Here is a 17432-nt window from a genome sequence, read left to right on the forward strand (position 1 = left end):
ACTACTTTTTAAAAAAAATCATATTAAAGCTATCTTACGCACAGCTTATGATAATTTTATTGATGAATATTCTTTCGCTGTCTGCTTATTCACAGAGCGTGCCGGAGACACCAAAATTAACGATCGAGGAAAGTGAATGGATTAAAGCTCACCCGACGATCAGAGCCGCAAACATTTCCCAATATGTTCCGTTTAATTTTTCCCGGGACGGTGAAGCCAGAGGATTTTCCGTCGATATATTAAAGCTGACAGCTGAAAAAGTAGGCTTGAACGTCTCATTCGCTGAACCGGCAACCTGGCCGGAAGCACTTGAGAAAATTAAAAATAATGAGATAGATGTCTTTCACAGTATTTCCGAGGATTTCACACGCGATCAGTTTTTAAATTTTACATCCCCCTATATTGAATCCTATGCGACAATTTATGGACATGTGGGCATGGCACAAATCCAAAGCGCACAAGATCTTAAGGGTAAAAAAATCGGGGTTGTGCGCGGTTCAATATATGCCAATTATTACACAAAAAATTATTCTGATCTCACCCTTATTGAATATCCGGATTCAGTCAGTGTCGTAATGGCCCTTGCCAATAATGATGTTGATTTAATTACGGCTTCGTCGGTTACCGTTGACTATTATATAGCCCAGAATTTTATTTCCGGTTTAAAAAATCTCAGCACAGAAAATTTCATAAAAGAATTTGAAAATGAGCAGCTTCGCCTTGCCAGCCGTAAAGACCAGCCAATTTTAAGGGATATACTTGATAAAGGCATAAAAGCAATCAGCAATAACGAACTGGAGGCCATAGCGAATAAATGGCAGATTCCACTTTCCAGCCAGCAGACTATTAATTTATCGCCGCAGGAACGCGCCTGGCTTTCTGCTCATCCGGTTATAAATGTTTCAACAGACCCGCAGCTGGAACCTATTGAATTTATTAATAAAGATGGAAAAATTGATGGTATTGCCGGTGACTTTCTGGACTTAATAGCCCATAAATTGAATGTCACTTTTAAATGGTCCGGCACTAAAAATTTCAGCGAAGGGATTGAACGTACACTGTCCGGTGAAACCCATATAATCTCTGCTATTGCTCCTACCCCGGAACGGGAAAAAGAGTTTTTCCTGACCAGCAATTATCTCTCCGCCAATCATATGATTTTTGCCCGCGATGATGCCGCCATTTTTGGCAATATTGAGGGACTGGCCGGAAAAACTCTGGTACAGGTCAAGGGCTATACGGTTAATCAGTGGATTAACCACGACTATCCGGAAATTAAAAAAATAGAAGTCGATACAATCGGTGAAGCCATAAAAATGATTTCTGCCGGAAAGGCAGACGCCTTTATCTCTGATATTCTGACTACGTCACATTACATTTCCCATAATGGGTTTGCCAATATTATTGTCGTCGGCCAGACCGAATTCAAGGGAGACACGGTTATGGGCATAAGCAGAAGATATCTCCTGCTCGCCAGCGCCATTAACAAGGCTATGGAGTCCATAACGCCGATGGAAAGAAACCAGATTTCCCAAAAATGGCAGTCTCTTAAATTGGAAAACGGCACGGATTTTACACTGGTCAGGAATGTTTCTATAATCGCCGTCATCATTCTCGCGGCAATATTGATCTGGAACAACCGCCTGCGTAAGGAAATCAGCCGTCGGCGCACTGTTGAGAAAAAACTGCGTCAGGCACAGATCATCGCGGAAAATGCCAATGCCGCCAAATCGGCCTTTCTCGCCAATATGAGCCACGAAATAAGAACCCCCCTTAACGCCATAATCGGTTTTTCCGAAGCGATGATCGCCGGTATTGGCGGACCGCTTACTTCTCCAAAGCACAGGGAATATTTAAACGATATTAAATCAAGCGGTGAACATCTGGCCGTGGTCATAAAAGATATTCTTGATTTATCGAAAATTGAAGCCGGTAAATGGGTGCTCAATGAAAAGATTTTCTCGCTTGATGAAAGCATTAAAAAATCCATCAAAATGCTTAAACAGAATTCCCGGGAAAAAAATGTCACTATAACTTATGACAGCAAAGAAAAAATTGACCTGATCGGTGATCAGAATGCCGTTGTTCGTATTCTCATCAATCTCCTGTCAAATGCGGTTAAATTTGTTGATTATGACGGTCTGGTGGAAATTACCACCACAAGAAACAAAAACGGTTCTGTCTCCGTGGAAATTAAGGATAACGGAATTGGCATTCCCAAAGACAGGCTGGAAATGGTTTTAAACCCGTTTGAGCAGATTGAAAGCAATCCCGAACTTCAGGTTGAGGGAACCGGGCTTGGCCTATCCATCGTTCAGAAACTAATTGAACTTCATGGCGGGCTATTTGCCCTGGATAGTGAAATAAATGTCGGGACATCGGCCACCATCACCTTCCCGGCAGCCAGAATTTGCGCCAATGCGGCTTAATTTTTTTCCTGCCACTTTTTGATAATTCATAAATTTATTTTCAAGGCTTGGCATTAAAGGACACACTCTGTAAACTCTCCGCAAACAAGTAAAAATCAAACCGGAGGTTCCAATGAGCCAGCCAATTGTCATCGATCATCCTTTGATCCAGCATAAACTGACCCTCATGCGGAAAAAGGAAACGCCGCCTTCTCTCTTTCGTGAACTGCTTCGGGAAATAAGTTTTCTGCTCGGTTATGAAGTCACACGCCATTTACCGCTTCATAATATTGATATTGAAACACCGGTGGCAAAAACATCAAAACCGACGCTGGCCGGACGCAGGATGTGCATTCATTCAATTTTACGGGCCGGGGATGGTCTGATGAAAGGGCTGCTTGATCTGAACCCGACGGCAAAGGTCGGCCATATCGGCCTATACCGAAGCCATGAAGATCTGCACGCGGTTGAATATTATTTTAAGGTTCCCCCCCATCTTGATGAACGCTTTAATCTGGTGGTGGACCCAATGCTGGCGACCGGCAATTCGGCCATTGCCGCCCTTGACCGGATCAAACAAGCCGGGGCAAAAGATATCACTTTCCTCTGCCTTCTCTGTGCGCCGGAGGGGGTAAAGGCGATGAAAGCCGCCCATCCCGATGTGCCGATCTACACGGCATCAATTGATGAGCGGTTAAATGAAAAAAGCTATATTGTTCCGGGGCTTGGCGATGCAGGTGACAGGATTTTTGGCACGCTTTAAATTTAATCAGGTTGATGGTGTGAATTATGCCATCAGATAGTCCCCGGCGGAAACGGGAGCATATTTGCTTATGCCCCCTTGCGGCAAACACGTTAGGTGACATGGTGTGGGACTTCAGTAAGAACAAGACGGGCTAATCTGACCATCGAAGGAACCTAGCATAATGAACAAAAAACATTAATTAAATATACTGTCCCCTGAATTCCCGAATTCTGCATTTCAATAATATCCACTGCATTATCTACTGTTTTTAAACTTGACATAATACCCCCTGTTAATTAGTTTTTTTAAAATATAAAATGTATGCTTTAGGCAAAGCAATGAGCATATAAATGAAATATCCTGCAAATTGCGGCAATACCGACAAAGACATAACATCTCCTAACTCAATATCCGATCTACCACATATATCTTCCACACTAAATTGGTCTAAAACCATACTAGAACTTTGCCAAATTCCTACACAGATTATAAGTGGATATGCTATTAAGCCTCTTCGAAACGAATGGTCATACTCATCGAACTTCTTTAATACTACCTTCATAATATGCATAGAATAAGTTGAAGCATGTGTTAATAAAAAACAAAATGCCACACTTGCTAGGAATAAACTATTTTTCAACATACCAATTTTCAATTGTGCTAAATCTTTAGAGTCGCAATCATCTGCAAGAGAAACCAATTCACCCCCAAAATCACTACCCACCTTAGTATTTTCAAACATAAAAATACCATTCCGATTCAACAAAAAAGACAAGACAATAGTTATTATAAGTACAGATATTACGAACCAATCCGTTTTGCTATTTAAAGTCGTCAACCAATTATTAAACCTGCTTTTATCAGACAGTACCAATATTCCGTTAAGTAAACGGCGCAGTACAATGGCCACTGTAATAAAAAAAACTACAATAATAAGAATTGCCAAAATTATATTTACGACTGCCACGTCATTTTCCCTTTACAATTTTCCAATAGGATAGCCCCAATACTTTCTTAGGTTTTAAAAGTCTTTAAAATTCATTTTTTAATTCAGACAAAACATATAACTCTACATAATTTGAAGAATATGAACCTTCCTTAAAAGCTTAATTAGTCCCCCTAACCAAATAAACAGATACATTTTTGAACCTTTCAAATCGTTCCGTTTCGTATTTACCGTCTTTTATGGTTGTTTCCATATTTTCGCTGACCTTTTCACGCAGATAAAGAATATGCGTTGCATGTACTTTTTTTGCCTGCTCAATGGCACGCTGGGCATGGCTATCAACATTTCGCCTTAAATAACGTTTTTCATCGGTTGTATCGAATTCTGATTGCCCGATAATGACAAACCCAAGATTTTGATATTTTTCCTTATCAGCTTCGATATTCTGACTAAATATCAGCTTCGGCTGCTCACCTTCTTCTAATGCAATGACATTTCCAGCGGTTAAGGGATCAATATAGGATTGATAGTAATTTCCCTGGCGGCCATCCATACACCCGGAAAGAAGTGTAAACGCCATCAACAAAAAACCTAAATTACCCCCAAACCTCATCATTTTTTGCCTTCAAGTTCCATGACTTTGCGTTCCCGCGTTTTGGGATCGGTTTGATGGAATTTGAATTTTTTACTTTTAAACGGTCCATTCATCGAGACAAAGGCAGCCTGCGCCTGCTGCGCCGTGACGTCAGACCCTAAAGCAATCTGCTTTTTAGCAGTGTTTTTTTCCATAAATTCCCCCAATTTAATGTTCATGATGTTTACCCCTTAAACTATAGGCTCTTTTTTATTATTTGTCCAAGGTGGCGTTGATTTTAAATTTGTTCATCAAATAATTTTAATGGCTTTATAGAGCCTGATCAGGTTGACTGTCTGAATTTTGCCATCAGATAGTCCCCGGCGGAAACGGGAGCATATTTGCTTTTCTCGCCTTTTTTCAAACAGGTCGGAATGGTTTCGATGATACCATCATAATTGGGGTTCATGAAATAGGCGATTGACTGTCGCCGTTTTGGTGTCTCGCCGTCCTTATGTTCAGGTTCCACCACCCGGTGCAGGGTTGAAACCCAGCGGTCATTGGTCCAGCGCGCCAGCAGGTCACCAATATTAATGATAAAGCCGTCACTGACCACCGGGGCCTTGATCCAGCCGCCATGGGGGGATTTGACCTCAAGCCCGTCAACAAGCGGGTCTGGTCTTAAAATCGTGACGCTGCCATAATCCGAATGGGTGCCAGCGCGAAGCTGCCCGGGCAGAATTTTACTTGATAACGAAGGGTAGTTCTGCGTGCGCAGCGCACTGATATGATGGGTGTGATAAGGGATAAAAAAATCAGGATCCAGTTTTAAGGCCACGGCAAGCATTTCCATAATCCGCCCCCCAAGCCGATCCATACCCAGATAATATCTGATCCAGTATTTCTGGAACAGGGCGGGTTCGGCGGGCCAGATATTATCCCCATAAAAGAAATCAAATCCGTCTTCATGGCCATGATGACCCACGGGCGGGCTCAGCGGGCCGCTGCTGAATGTCTCTTTCCGGTCCGGCGGCAGTTCATCGCCAATGGTTTTGGCGAGATTTTCGCCCTCCACCGGCACATAACCGCGTGGGGAGCCAGCTTCCGCTGATTTTGACATTAATTTCTGCTCATTTGACAGCGCAAAAAACTGTTCGGCGGCCTTCCACGCGTTATCAATCACTTTTTGATCAATGCCATGATTTTCAATGATCAGAAAACCTATTTCCCGGCAGATGTCATCCACCTGATCAGCAATTTTGCCCCGCTCGGCATCAGTCCCGTCAATAAAGGCCCCGATATCAACGCGCGCCAGTGTTTCAATATTTTCTTTTCCGCCCATCTGATTGCCTTTATTCATTTTCGAGGCGGCTATAATCCGCCGCCACCTGCGCCGCCAGCTTCGCATTATTAAGGACAAGTTTTATATTGGTTTCAAGGCTTTCGCCGCCGGTCTGTTCGGCAATGCGCGCCAGAAGAAATGGTGTCGTCTCCTTGCCGGTAATACTGCGCCTGTCCATTTCCCTAATCGCGTCGTTAATGGTGGCTTCTATTTTGTCCGGGTCTTGGGCAAATTCCTCCGGTACCGGGTTGGTGATCAGCACCCCGCCTTCAAGCCCAAGATCATATTTTGCTTTCATTGCCCGCGCAATGTCGCCTGCGCTATCAAGGCGGTAATCAACTTTAAACCCACTGCTTCTGGCATAAAAGGCGGGCACATGATCGGTTTTATAACCGACAACAGGCACCCCCACCGTTTCCAGATATTCAAGCGTGCGGCCGATATCCAGGATTGATTTAATCCCGGCACAAACCACACTGACATTGGTTTTTGATAATTCCTGAAGGTCGGCGGATATATCCATTGAAAGCTCGCCGCCGCGGTGAACACCGCCGATGCCGCCGGTGGCAAATATTTTAATTCCCGCCAGCGCCGAAATAATCATGGTTGCCGCCACCGTGGTTGCACCGTCGCCCTTATTTGCGACGATAAAGGGGATATCACGGCGGCTGGCTTTAATCACGTCCAGTCCGCTTTTCCCCAGATATTCAAGTTCCCCGTCATTAAGGCCGACTTTAAGCCGCCCGCCTAGAATGGCAATGGTCGCGGGGACAGCGCCATGGTCACGGACCATTTGTTCAACCTCTTTCGCGGTTTCAACATTTTTCGGGTAAGGCATTCCGTGGGAAATGATCGTCGATTCCAGGGCGACAACCGGCTTTCCCGCGTCTATCGCCGCCGCAATTTCCGGCAGTATATCAAGGTAACTTTTCATATGTTTATTGACCATTTTTATTATCCATTATTTTTTTCACCATCAACACCGACATGGCCGGGTTGATTGTCCCCTCATGCGCCATTGCCAGCTTTGCCGCGGAGGTCGAAAATTTTATTGCTTCCGGCATATCCCATTTCTGCAGATATGAAAAGACCAGACCGGCGACAAAGGCGTCCCCCGCTCCTGTTGCATTGACCGGTCTTGATGTCTCACTGTCCGATTTATTAATGCCATGCTCAAGTCCGTTACTATAATATACGCCTTCCGCGCCAAGGGTAATGATGACATTTTGAACGCCCTTTTCATGAAGCCAGCCCGCCATTTTATCAAGATCGGCGATCCGCCCGCAAATTGCTTCCGCTTCTTCCCTGTTGGCTTTAAGTGTGTGTATGTTCGCGAGGTGAGGCAATATTTTTGGGGCTTTGGCAGTGGAAACCACATCAACAAATATCGGGCAGGTTTTCCCATATGCCGCTATTTCAGCAATCGCAGCTTCCGTCAGGTTGGTATCCATGACGATCGCCGCGGCCTCTTTGATGGTTTTCTGATGGCTTTTTATATATTCGGGGGTGAGAGTCTCCATAATATCCATATCATTGATGGCAACTGCCATATCGCCCTGCCCGTCAAGCACGGCAAGATAGGTTGACGTACGCCTGCCCGCTGCCCTTAAAACGCCGCTCATATCAATACCGCTTTCTTCCCCGGCACGGATCAGCTGATCGCCATAAAGATCGTCACCCACCGCCCCCAAAAACCGGCAGTTCGCCCCAAGCATGCTCAGGTTTTCAGCAATATTGCGCGCAACGCCGCCGGGGCTTAAGCTTACCCGACCGGGGTTTGAATCCCGAGCGACCAGCGGCCCCGTCGACGCGCCGCAAATATCCATGTTGGCACCGCCGATCACAGCAATAAAGGGATCATTAATTTTTGGGTTTAAAGTTTCCATTTGAAAGTGAAGCTACGGTGAAGCATGCCCCGGGTCAACAACTTATTAACCCTGTCTTAAGATACCCTGTGATTTAATATCAAAATGAAATTTTATCGCACCATAGGGCTGATTGCCCTGACCCTGACTTTGGCCGCCTGTGCCAGCACGCCGGATGTGGCGGTGATCCGTGCGCCCAGCCCGGAAAACCCCAACGTCACGGCGTCAAAACCGACCCCACCGGCGGCCCCCAGCACCACTGGCAGCTGCATAGCCGATGCCGGTAAAGTCGGCCGTCCCTATACGGTGCGCGGGGTGCGCTATGTGCCAAGCCACGACCCGGATTATAATAAAACCGGGCTTGCCTCCTATTACGGGAAAAATCATCATGGAAACCAGACCGCGAGCGGCGAAACATTTAACATGAATGCGATGTCAGCCGCCCATACCACATTGCCGCTGCCCAGCTGTGTGCTTGTCACCAATCTCGAGAACGGTAAATCGGTCATTCTACGCGTTAATGACCGTGGGCCTTTCATTAAGGGTCGTATCATTGATGTGTCCTACGCCGCGGCAAAAGAGCTTGATTTTATCGGTGCTGGCCTTGCCCGTGTGCGGGTTGAGGTTGTTGATTAAGCTTATTGCGCAGGATTGTTCAGATATTTCTGTTCAATGAAGAAAAACTGCACTGTTGTATCGCCGACATTTAAAAGCTCATGCCATTTGGTCCCCATGCTGTTTCCTGACCGCCCGGTCACACTGGTGCTTTCGCGTGTGCCGTTTTCCGTTGTCACCCGCAGTGTCCCACCGGAAATGACATAGGTAAAATAGGGCCCGTGTGTGTGGCGGTCCTGTCCCACCCCCGGTGGATAGGTGCAAGTGCCGGTGCGGATTTTATCATCCTCATAAAGCACGACGCAGACCGGTTTTCCCTTCCACCCGGCTTCAATAGTATCCGGCAGCCTTTCCTGCGCATTGGCAACGATCGGCAACAGCATCAAAGCTAGCAATATTTTTTTCATAATCCACCCTTTAATATTTTCCCAAATCTTAAGCGCAATTCTCGTCAAAAGGCAAGATAACATTTATCCGTTGCCAAATTTATGACCTTTGTTAAACTCGGGAGAAAAAAAGGGAGTGGGAAAATGATTAAATCTGTCAAAATAATGCTGGCCTTTATTTTTGCGCTGTTTTTATTTGGCTGTTCATCGCCGCTGGATAAGGCCGCGGAAAAAGCTGAGCAGATGTTTAACGAGGTTGCCGCCCTTCCCTATATCCCCGGGATCAATGTGGCGGTTGCAGATAGCAGCGGTGTGATCTGGGCGGAAGGGTTCGGTTATGCCAATCTTGAGGATAAAACCCCGATGTCCCCCGCGACCAAAATGCGGATTGGTTCAGTCGCCAAGGTGATCACCACCGCCGCCCTGATGCAGGAGGTTGAACGCGGGGAAATTGACCTTGATGCCGATATCAGGACCTATGTCCCCGACTGGCCGAGGACCCACGCAATAATAACCATCCGCGAGCTTGCCAACCATACCGCCGGGGTCCGCCATTATCAGGGCGACGAATTTGCGTCCAACGTCCAATATGACAGCACCCTTGATGCGCTTAATATTCTTAAAAATGACCCGCTTAAATTCGCGCCCGGCAGCCAGTATAGCTATTCCACTTATGGCTGGACCCTGATCAGCGCCGCGATGGAAGCGGCGGAAGGCCGGGACTTTAAATCAATCATCCGCGATGAGGTCCTCACCCCCCTTAACATGACCGACACCACATTTGATGACGCCGAACCGGTTATCGCCAATCGGCAGGGATCCTACGATTATATTGAAGGTGCATTGGTCAATTCCCCCGCCGTTAACAGCAGTTATAAATATGCCGGGGGCGGTTTTCTGGCGACACCCACCGATGTGGTTAAATTCGCCATGGCACACGCGACACCGGGTTTTTTAAGGGCGGAAAGTTTAAGTGAAATGTTCACCCGTGGTGATGTCTCCCCCCACGGGATCGGCTGGGTTGTCGGCTTTGACCGTTACCGCGCGGCCTTCACCGCAAACCCGGAACAGGCGGCTGATGTTATCGCCATGATGGACCGTCACCCCCATACGGTGATGCATTCGGGGGGCAGCACCGGCGGGCTGACCATGATGATTCTCTGCCTTGATCATAACCGGGCGGTGGCGCTTACCAAAAATGTCGGCAATGCCCCGCCAGCCAATCAGGATCAGGCCAATCATTTTTTACTGGCCCTTAAAACGCTTGATATATTTCACACTGAAATGGATGAAAAGTAATTAAATTCGTCTATTTACTATCAACTTCGGTCAGGATCATCTGATAGACCAGTTTCATATTATCATAAACTTCTTCGTTGATAATACCGCCAAAGGCCGGCGCCAGTAGATTATCATCACAGACATGATAAAATGATTTTTCATCGGTGAGCAACACACTGTCCGCTTCGGCATAAAAATTACTGTTTTGCAGGATATGATATTCCATCAGGTAATTATTTCGGTCCTGAATATAAAAATTCATATCCGCCTTTCCCGCATTGCTCGAAAAAGAAGCGGTGATTTTTTTTAACTTATCGCCATCGAAATAGGCGTATGCATCCGCCCCGCCCATCGCCTTGGCAAAGGATGCTTCGAGCTTTTCTTTGCGAAACCCTGAAACATCAACATTGACAAGCGCTGAAAGGCCGGGACCTGTGCATTTCTGATCTTCCGCATATGCATTTTGGGAAATGGTAAGGGCGATCATTGCCACCCCGATAAATTTTGCCTGATTAAACACGTGACATCCTATTTAAATAAACCTGTTGTCTCTGTTTTAATAATCTTCCCCGTCAAAGGCAACAACTTCACAAAAAGAAATCAGCAACAGTGCCTGACGGCATTCGGCCTGCGCATCATCCCGGTTATCAAATTTGCCGACAATCAGACGATTATAATTCTGACCCTTGACTGTGGCTTTGGCAATTTTAATGGGTTTTCCTTCAATCAGAACCGGAATTTTTGCTTCCAGATTTTTAAGTCCCGGTTCAATACTTTCCATATGAAGATATGATGCTAAATGAAGACCATACCCGCCATTCGGGGCCTTTGGTCTGGGGGCATTTGATCTGGCATTTTCTGACGCTGCGGCTACCTGGCTTTCATTGGCCTGCTCAAGCATTGCTTTTGTTTCGTCGGCTTCGGCTTTTAGGGCGTTAAGCTCCGCTTTAAGGCTACTATTTTCCTCCTGTATCATCTGAAGCTCGCGTTCAGTGGCAGCAATTCTCATACCCTGATTAACCAGCGCCTTATCTTTTTCCGCCAGTTGTTCTTCCACTGTCGGCATGGCAGGTTCGGCAGGCTCCGGTGTGGCCATTTGCCCATTTTCTTTTTCTGCATTTGCGGCGGCGACATTTTCCGGATCATTCATTCCTCCACCCAGAAAACCATCAATTGTGCTGCATCCGAAAAGTATTAAAACCAAAAAAAGTGGTATAAAAAATTTTATAATGATGTGTTTAAAACGCTGCATTAAACTACTCTCAACTGTTATCCCTAAAAAATTAACCATAATGGTTAACCATAACAACAATCAAGGTAAATTATATTTATACTGGATAAAATGATTACGAAACGGCATTCCTTGTGGCCCGGCAATAAGCACCAGGCCACAATTTTACATTTCCCTATTATCCAATATTGACAAATGTGCTGTTTTCAACTTTTGCCATGCCGCCTGCCATCAGTTTGAGCAATCTGCCTTCCTGAATGGTCAGGTTAACGATAATTTCGCTTTTTGATGGCTTTTTCATGAAAAAGCCCTGCTCCACCACGATTTTATCACACTTAAAATCCATCTCATTAAAGAGATAGGCACTTAAATTCCCGGCTGCCATGCCAGTGGCGCTTTCCTCCGGAATTCCATAACGCGGCGCAAACATGCGTGTGGTAACCGTGTGGGCCTTATCAACGGGATCAGTGGTAAAGGCGTAAAAGCCAATCAGGTCATATTTTTCACTGATCATTTCGATTGCTTTTAATTCCGGTTCAATGGCGCTTAATGCATCGTTGCTTTCCAGTGGAATAATCAGGAAAGAAACGCCGGTGTTTGAAATTTTCGGCAGATAGCCCTTTTTCATGTCACCAACTTTTAGGGATAATGACTTTAGAACGATATCAATATCACTTTCCTCAATATCCTTAATATATTGCGGGATCTGTTCCATATAGGCATAGCCATCTTCAAGCAGTATATCACGGTTGCCGTCAATGGTTTCTTTTACGGCAAACTTTTTATCAATCCGGCCCAGCTGGCTAAGATAGGAAAAAGCGGCAACGGTCGCATGACCGCAATGGGCAATCTGTTTATTGGGGGTAAAAAATTCAAGCTTGAAATCAGCCACATCCGATTTTGACACAAAGGCCGTTTCCGGAAAGCCCGCTTCACGGGCAATGGCCTGCTTTTGCTCGTTACTATATTTATCGGCATCAAGGACCACCCCGGCCGGGTTGCCACCCTGCCCCTGATAGATAAATGAATTTACCTTATAAACCTCAATATTTGGTGCACGGTCAATCTGTGACATTATTTTCGTTCTCAAACTTGACATATTCATCATGTTAATTTCCTTTCACTTTATATTTGATCTTGACCGGAACCTACAAATATTATTTAATCGAGTAAAACGAATATATTGGATTATAATAATCGTATTATCCGATTAATGGAATTTATCATGGATACAAAACAACTTAACACCTTTCGTCACCTGGCAAAAAGTCTCAATTTTTCAAAAACCGCGGCGGAACTCAACTTCGCCCAATCGACAGTTTCGGCACAAATTAGGTCACTTGAAAATGAACTGAGGCTCACGTTATTTGACCGACTGGGTAAAAAAGTGGTGCTGACAGACGAAGGCAGAAATGTTCTGGAATATGCCAATCGTTTCATGAGGATTGAAGATGAATTTATCACCAGCCTTAAAGGGGACGGCGAAATATCAGGAGAGCTCAACATCCATGCCCCAAATACCATATGTGTTCACCATTTGCCAAAATTGCTCACCAATTTCAAGGCAGAAAACCCGCGGGTCAATTTCAGGCTTCGTGCCCATTATAGTACCCAGCGCGCCTTCAAAGAACTGCGCAGCGGGTCAATAGACCTGATGATTGTGCTAGAGGAAGAGTTTGACCAGAATGATTTTAATGTTGAGGTTTTAAGAGCAGAAGAAATTATCGTCGTCTGTAACAATCATCATCCGCTTGCAGATGGGCAGCGTGTCAGTCTGGAGGATTTAAAGGATGAGAATTTTATCCTGACTGAGCCAACCTGCGGATATCGGGATATTTTCACACGCGAAATGTTAAAACGCGGCCATAAAATTATGCCCAATATGTGGTTTGAAAATACCGAAGCCATTAAACAGTGTGTCATCAGTAATATGGGGCTTTCCTTTTTGCCAAAGATCGCCTGTCAGGCGGATATTGCCTGCGGCGCCCTTAGCCGGGTTAATCTGGATCAGAAATTTGACGATCAAATAAAACTACAGATCATTACCCATAAAGATAAATGGATAAGTCCGGCCCTTAAAGCGTTTATATCAACGTTAAAAGAAGCTTATTGCTAGATTAATTTTCACCGTCTTCAAGATGGCGGCTAAGCACCCAGCAAAATCCGTCAGGATCAAGGATATAACATTCCCTTAAACCATGGGGTTTGTTTTTGCTTTCATAAAGCACTTTATAGCCAAATTCACGGGCACTTGCTTCCGCGATATCCGGGTCCTGGTCATATATCCTGAGTTCAACACCACGGCCGCGACCATCCTGTCCTTCAACAAGACCAAGCATCGGATTGCTGTGATAGGTCCCATCCGCATGGAGCATCCAGACATTGCTATCATGACGCATAATAGCAAAACCATCATCAGCATACATGGCATCCGCCTGCAGGATTTTTTTGGCAAATTCTACACCTGCCGGAACATCACTGACCAATAAACTAAAACCGACACCGCTTAATGATTTACCAAAGGCGACTGCATCCGGTGCCTTGCCATCCGTCCCGGCCATAGTCATTTGTGCGGCCTGTGCTTTATCAGTTTTATTTCCACCGGCTATTGCCATTGCTGTTCCTGCCCCTGCGACGGCCAGTCCCGTCTTTTGAATAAATTTTCGTCTGGTAAAATCGTCTTTCACTTATAATCTCCCTTGGCTGAAATTTCACGCTAATTATTCGTGCGATCTTATCATATCACATGGGAGACATGTGGTAACAATGATGTTACCACATGCGCATTATGAAGCTTTACGAAACTCCGGCTCATTATCATTGGCAGGATCTTTTATTGATGCGACGTTTATGCCCTTATCCTGAACCAGTTTGATAAAGTCATAATCATCTGTGGTTTCTTCGACAAAATCCATAAATGTCTGGAAGCCGGTTTCAATTTCATTCATGAAGCTATTTTGCTCCTGAACGGCAGCTGGCACTTTTCCATAAAATTTCATTAAGTCCATAAAGCTGTATGGTATTGTCAAAGTCATCTTCTTTTCCTTTTTCTACATCGTTAAATAAATTTGGTGGTTTAATTACCGCCATGTGTTTCAGATAACCATAATACGGTTCGCCACAAGTGAGCCCGGCGACCGTTTATCGCAGAAAAAATTCACTTCATCGCAATTTGCAATTTCAGCATATGATTTTCAGGAAAAACCATGCCAGCAAGAGCATTGATCATACATAAACTGACTTAATATTAGACCATTAAATGGCCCTTAAATCTGTAAAATTTCCAGACTGTTCTTTTTATCAATCGTCAGCACGGAGTTGGTTGGAAGTTTTTCCCAGTCCTGACGCACTTTGGTCAGCGGTTCACTGGCAAAAATCACGGCGTCACCGATTTTTGAATAATATAGGGTTGGTGCTTCACGGTCCGCCGTCGCGGTTGCCCGGGTGAGGATGACATTTTCGCCGTCTGTCAAAGCAAAATTAAGCATGGAGGGTCCGGTAATTTCAAGATGGGCTAGTGCCGATCTTAATTTATCAACCATCTCAATCATATTGGCGGCCAGGTCTTCACCGGACAGCCCTTTTTTAAGTCCGATCTGGTTCATAAAGTAAGCAAAGCTGAATTCGGAATCCGTATTACCCTCTATCAGGTTATAGGCTTCGTCAGATAAATCCCGCATCAAATAGCGCCTGATCAGTTTGAAACTGTCAATCATACCGTTATGCATCCAGAGATAATTGCCATAACGAAACGGATGACAGTTCAGTTCCGTAACAGGCATGCCAATGGTCGCATCCCTGACATGAGCAAAAAAGCAGTGAGAAACCAGTTTTTCAGAAAGCCTTCTTAAATTACGATTGCTCCAGGCCGGTTCAATGCTCGTAAAAACACCCGGTTCAGGGTCATTATGTTCCGGATACCAGCCAAGCCCGAAGCCGTCTCCGTTGACCGGTTTAACACTTTCTTTGGCATCGATGGATTGAACGATCAGTGAATTGTCGGATTTAATCAGCAAATCCGCAATCCTTACGGGGTTCCCCTTATACCCAAAAAAACGGCACATTCATTTTGTCCTCTTAAAATAAGAGGGACAGAATACCCTAAAAGCTTAAAGAATCTCTAAAGACGCCATTAAATACAGTTCCTTCTATATTTTACCTATTTTTAACCCGACATCTGTAAAAATACCCGTAGATCGGAGAAAAATATGAAAAAAACGCTCGCCTTTGTCATTCCCGCCTTTCTTGTGCTTGGCGGCTGTTCAAAAATGATGAATGAAAACCAGTGTGTCGTTGCTGACTGGCGCACCATCGGTTATGAAGACGGTAATATGGGCCGAAGTGAGCAATGGCTTTCCAAACGCCGGGAAATTTGCGCTGAATATGGTGTTTCTCCTGATCTCGACGCCTATTTGTATGGCCGCAATGAAGGGCTTCAGACTTATTGTCAGCCAAGACGTGGATTTGATCTCGGTAATCGCGGTGTCCGCTATGAAAATGTCTGCCCGTCAAATCTTGAAGCGGCCTTTGTTAATGCCTACCAGGATGGTCTTGGTCTTCGGGACCGGCAAATTCATGTCAATGACGTTAACCGGCAACTGACATCCGCCCAGGCGCAGCTTAAATCGTTAGAGGATCAGATTACCGCAGATACACTCAGTCTCGCCACCACTGATATGAGCAATCAGGAACGCATTGATACAGCGCTTGCAATTAAGAAAAAAGCTGAAAAATCCGGTGAGCTAAAAGAAAGAATACCCCAGCTTACGGCAGAGCTCGGTGCCGCTCAATATGATCTTGATGCCTACCGCGAAAGTATAGCCCCCCGATATCAGGGGGCTATATAAGTCTGTTTATTTATAAAAATTATTTAGCCGATGACTTCTTCATAAAGCCGAAGAACATTAAGACCCATAATTTTTTCAAGCTGACCTTCGCTTAGCCCGCGACGTTTTAGTCCGTCCCAGATCACTTCCATTCGTCTTGGCCCGTTCAGGTCTTCAAAATATAGCGGCCAATCACTGGCAACAAATTGGGCACCCTCTTCACGTTTGAGCTCCTCAATATATTCCTCGGTCATAACCAGACGGCGATAATCACGGTCAGAGCCGATACAGACATGGTCAATGCCGCAAACATCAACTGCATGCATGATATTATCGTAATAAACTTCCGTATTCTGGTCATGGGTCATAAAGGTGCGCATCTGTGTAATCCCGGCAAGTCCGCCTTTCTCTGCCAGTCTGCGTAATATACTGTCCGGCATATTGCGTTCATGTTCGAAAAGATCCTTACAGCAGGTGTGCGAAATAATGATCGGCTCTTTAGAAGCCTCAATTGTGTCCAGCGTTGTTGCCTCATTGGAATGACTTGTGTCAATCAGCATGCCGATATCATTCATTTTTTCGACCAGCTCATGACCAAATGTGGTTAAGCCCGAGCCATTAATTTCCTTGCAACCGGCCCCGGCCCAGTTTTGGTAATTATAGGTAATCTGGCTGGATCTTAAACCAAGGTTATAAAATACATCCACATTATCGAGATTGCGTCTGAAATGGGTTGAATTCTGTGTCAGATAAAAGACGGCAATTTTATTCTGCTTGCGTGCTTTTGCAATATCGGCAACAGTTGTCGTGCGCATGTAAAATTCCGGTTTGCTGTCCAGAAAACGGTTATAATATAAAAGCTGATCCATTGTCAGATTATAAGCCACATCCTCCTGATATTTCGGGTCAGCAAGGGTTACGCAAATAGAGCGAATACCACTATCCAGAATTTCCTGCACCAGACTGTCTTCATATACTTCACGAAGTTCACCCATAGCATCGAAAATGAATGATTTTCCGTTCCAGGGAGTTCCCTTGGCTTCAGCGTTAGCAAAATTTGGTAATGAAGCTGCCAGTGGCAACGCTGCCGCGCCAGCTAAAAATTTACGTCTGTCAATCATTGTCTCTCCCTTAATGATTTATTTTTTTATGCCTGATCATAGCAGGGGATTTAAGAATATTACAAGTGCAATATCAATATTTATTTGACACA

General features: G+C 45.0%; 20 protein-coding genes. 6 read left to right on the forward strand and 14 right to left on the reverse strand.

The genetic code is table 11. The annotated features are described in order from the left end of the window. The first annotated feature begins 47 nt into the window (after positions 1 to 47). Both R3D86_00675 and upp read left to right on the forward strand, forming a co-directional pair. Positions 48 to 2429 carry a transporter substrate-binding domain-containing protein gene (locus R3D86_00675; protein ID MEZ5756713.1) on the forward strand — a complete coding sequence of 794 codons (2382 nt, stop codon included), beginning with the start codon at positions 48 to 50 and terminating at the stop codon, positions 2427 to 2429. A gap of 112 nt (positions 2430 to 2541) precedes the next feature. Then, the gene (gene upp / locus R3D86_00680) at positions 2542 to 3171 is read left to right on the forward strand and encodes a uracil phosphoribosyltransferase (GenBank protein MEZ5756714.1); all 630 of its coding nucleotides are present in this window, start codon (positions 2542 to 2544) and stop codon (positions 3169 to 3171) included. Between the two features lie 274 nt (positions 3172 to 3445). Here the strand turns inward: upp and R3D86_00685 are convergent, their stop codons facing one another. From R3D86_00685 to R3D86_00710, 6 genes are all read right to left on the reverse strand, one after another. Further along, complete coding sequence (locus R3D86_00685) at positions 3446 to 4120, reverse strand: hypothetical protein (protein MEZ5756715.1); 675 nt, start codon at positions 4118 to 4120, stop codon at positions 3446 to 3448. Positions 4121 to 4259: 139 nt separating this feature from the next. After that, on the reverse strand, positions 4260 to 4679 hold the full coding sequence (locus R3D86_00690) for a hypothetical protein (GenBank protein ID MEZ5756716.1): 420 nt from the start codon (positions 4677 to 4679) through the stop codon (positions 4260 to 4262). Between the two features lie 32 nt (positions 4680 to 4711). Further along, positions 4712 to 4912, reverse strand: coding sequence for a hypothetical protein (locus R3D86_00695; GenBank protein ID MEZ5756717.1), 201 nt, complete (start codon positions 4910 to 4912; stop codon positions 4712 to 4714). 104 nt (positions 4913 to 5016) lie between these two features. Then, positions 5017 to 6033: a 2-oxoglutarate and iron-dependent oxygenase domain-containing protein gene (locus tag R3D86_00700; protein ID MEZ5756718.1), complete on the reverse strand. Its 1017-nt coding sequence runs from the start codon at positions 6031 to 6033 to the stop codon at positions 5017 to 5019. Further along, positions 6026 to 6964, reverse strand: coding sequence for a pseudouridine-5'-phosphate glycosidase (locus R3D86_00705; protein MEZ5756719.1), 939 nt, complete (start codon positions 6962 to 6964; stop codon positions 6026 to 6028). The genes R3D86_00700 and R3D86_00705 overlap by 8 nt, the downstream gene beginning before the upstream one ends. After that, entirely contained in the window at positions 6954 to 7901 is a 948-nt protein-coding gene (locus tag R3D86_00710; protein MEZ5756720.1) for a PfkB family carbohydrate kinase, read from the reverse strand. The genes R3D86_00705 and R3D86_00710 overlap by 11 nt, the downstream gene beginning before the upstream one ends. A gap of 84 nt (positions 7902 to 7985) precedes the next feature. Between R3D86_00710 and R3D86_00715 the strand changes: the two genes are divergently transcribed. Next, the gene (locus R3D86_00715; protein MEZ5756721.1) at positions 7986 to 8516 is read left to right on the forward strand and encodes a septal ring lytic transglycosylase RlpA family protein; all 531 of its coding nucleotides are present in this window, start codon (positions 7986 to 7988) and stop codon (positions 8514 to 8516) included. 2 nt (positions 8517 to 8518) lie between these two features. Here the strand turns inward: R3D86_00715 and R3D86_00720 are convergent, their stop codons facing one another. Continuing rightward, positions 8519 to 8902: a hypothetical protein gene (locus R3D86_00720; GenBank protein MEZ5756722.1), complete on the reverse strand. Its 384-nt coding sequence runs from the start codon at positions 8900 to 8902 to the stop codon at positions 8519 to 8521. A 123-nt stretch (positions 8903 to 9025) separates the two neighbouring features. Between R3D86_00720 and R3D86_00725 the strand changes: the two genes are divergently transcribed. Further along, entirely contained in the window at positions 9026 to 10180 is a 1155-nt protein-coding gene (locus R3D86_00725; GenBank protein MEZ5756723.1) for a serine hydrolase domain-containing protein, read from the forward strand. 10 nt (positions 10181 to 10190) lie between these two features. Here R3D86_00725 and R3D86_00730 read toward each other — a convergent pair whose 3' ends face one another. From R3D86_00730 to R3D86_00740, 3 genes are all read right to left on the reverse strand, one after another. Next, positions 10191 to 10682, reverse strand: coding sequence for a hypothetical protein (locus R3D86_00730; protein ID MEZ5756724.1), 492 nt, complete (start codon positions 10680 to 10682; stop codon positions 10191 to 10193). Between the two features lie 36 nt (positions 10683 to 10718). Next, positions 10719 to 11414, reverse strand: coding sequence for an SPOR domain-containing protein (locus R3D86_00735; protein MEZ5756725.1), 696 nt, complete (start codon positions 11412 to 11414; stop codon positions 10719 to 10721). 157 nt (positions 11415 to 11571) lie between these two features. After that, positions 11572 to 12501, reverse strand: coding sequence for a PhzF family phenazine biosynthesis protein (locus tag R3D86_00740; GenBank protein MEZ5756726.1), 930 nt, complete (start codon positions 12499 to 12501; stop codon positions 11572 to 11574). A gap of 117 nt (positions 12502 to 12618) precedes the next feature. Between R3D86_00740 and R3D86_00745 the strand changes: the two genes are divergently transcribed. Next, a complete protein-coding gene (locus R3D86_00745) occupies positions 12619 to 13509 on the forward strand; it encodes a LysR family transcriptional regulator (GenBank protein MEZ5756727.1) in 891 nt (296 codons plus the stop codon). Between the two features lies 1 nt (position 13510). On the opposite strand, the gene R3D86_00750 is transcribed toward R3D86_00745, so the two are convergent. The 3 genes from R3D86_00750 to R3D86_00760 form a co-directional block, all read right to left on the reverse strand. After that, on the reverse strand, positions 13511 to 14080 hold the full coding sequence (locus R3D86_00750) for a twin-arginine translocation signal domain-containing protein (protein MEZ5756728.1): 570 nt from the start codon (positions 14078 to 14080) through the stop codon (positions 13511 to 13513). A gap of 99 nt (positions 14081 to 14179) precedes the next feature. Then, the gene (locus R3D86_00755) at positions 14180 to 14428 is read right to left on the reverse strand and encodes a hypothetical protein (GenBank protein MEZ5756729.1); all 249 of its coding nucleotides are present in this window, start codon (positions 14426 to 14428) and stop codon (positions 14180 to 14182) included. Positions 14429 to 14659: 231 nt separating this feature from the next. Further along, positions 14660 to 15457 (reverse strand): class II glutamine amidotransferase, encoded by a 798-nt coding sequence (locus R3D86_00760; protein MEZ5756730.1) that lies wholly within the window; start codon positions 15455 to 15457, stop codon positions 14660 to 14662. Positions 15458 to 15601: 144 nt separating this feature from the next. Here R3D86_00760 and R3D86_00765 point away from each other — a divergent pair, with 144 nt between their 5' ends. After that, complete coding sequence (locus R3D86_00765) at positions 15602 to 16240, forward strand: DUF2799 domain-containing protein (protein MEZ5756731.1); 639 nt, start codon at positions 15602 to 15604, stop codon at positions 16238 to 16240. A 23-nt stretch (positions 16241 to 16263) separates the two neighbouring features. Here R3D86_00765 and R3D86_00770 read toward each other — a convergent pair whose 3' ends face one another. After that, entirely contained in the window at positions 16264 to 17340 is a 1077-nt protein-coding gene (locus R3D86_00770) for a membrane dipeptidase (protein MEZ5756732.1), read from the reverse strand. Positions 17341 to 17432: the final 92 nt, after the last annotated feature.

This window comes from Emcibacteraceae bacterium, from assembly GCA_041396985.1.
Classification (GTDB): domain Bacteria; phylum Pseudomonadota; class Alphaproteobacteria; order Sphingomonadales; family Emcibacteraceae; genus Pseudemcibacter.

Excerpts from the sequence above, each read along its gene's own strand:
- R3D86_00675 (MEZ5756713.1), top strand. The coding sequence starts at position 48 with ATGATAATTTTATTGATGAATATTCTTTCGCTGTCTGCTTATTCACAG.
- upp (MEZ5756714.1), top strand. The coding sequence starts at position 2,542 with ATGAGCCAGCCAATTGTCATCGATCATCCTTTGATCCAGCATAAACTG.
- R3D86_00690 (MEZ5756716.1), bottom strand. The coding sequence starts at position 4,679 with ATGGCGTTTACACTTCTTTCCGGGTGTATGGATGGCCGCCAGGGAAAT.
- R3D86_00695 (MEZ5756717.1), bottom strand. The coding sequence starts at position 4,912 with ATGAACATTAAATTGGGGGAATTTATGGAAAAAAACACTGCTAAAAAG.
- R3D86_00700 (MEZ5756718.1), bottom strand. The coding sequence starts at position 6,033 with ATGAATAAAGGCAATCAGATGGGCGGAAAAGAAAATATTGAAACACTG.
- R3D86_00705 (MEZ5756719.1), bottom strand. The coding sequence starts at position 6,964 with ATGGTCAATAAACATATGAAAAGTTACCTTGATATACTGCCGGAAATT.
- R3D86_00710 (MEZ5756720.1), bottom strand. The coding sequence starts at position 7,901 with ATGGAAACTTTAAACCCAAAAATTAATGATCCCTTTATTGCTGTGATC.
- R3D86_00715 (MEZ5756721.1), top strand. The coding sequence starts at position 7,986 with ATGAAATTTTATCGCACCATAGGGCTGATTGCCCTGACCCTGACTTTG.
- R3D86_00720 (MEZ5756722.1), bottom strand. The coding sequence starts at position 8,902 with ATGAAAAAAATATTGCTAGCTTTGATGCTGTTGCCGATCGTTGCCAAT.
- R3D86_00725 (MEZ5756723.1), top strand. The coding sequence starts at position 9,026 with ATGATTAAATCTGTCAAAATAATGCTGGCCTTTATTTTTGCGCTGTTT.
- R3D86_00735 (MEZ5756725.1), bottom strand. The coding sequence starts at position 11,414 with ATGCAGCGTTTTAAACACATCATTATAAAATTTTTTATACCACTTTTT.
- R3D86_00740 (MEZ5756726.1), bottom strand. The coding sequence starts at position 12,501 with ATGATGAATATGTCAAGTTTGAGAACGAAAATAATGTCACAGATTGAC.
- R3D86_00745 (MEZ5756727.1), top strand. The coding sequence starts at position 12,619 with ATGGATACAAAACAACTTAACACCTTTCGTCACCTGGCAAAAAGTCTC.
- R3D86_00755 (MEZ5756729.1), bottom strand. The coding sequence starts at position 14,428 with ATGACTTTGACAATACCATACAGCTTTATGGACTTAATGAAATTTTAT.
- R3D86_00760 (MEZ5756730.1), bottom strand. The coding sequence starts at position 15,457 with ATGTGCCGTTTTTTTGGGTATAAGGGGAACCCCGTAAGGATTGCGGAT.
- R3D86_00765 (MEZ5756731.1), top strand. The coding sequence starts at position 15,602 with ATGAAAAAAACGCTCGCCTTTGTCATTCCCGCCTTTCTTGTGCTTGGC.
- R3D86_00770 (MEZ5756732.1), bottom strand. The coding sequence starts at position 17,340 with ATGATTGACAGACGTAAATTTTTAGCTGGCGCGGCAGCGTTGCCACTG.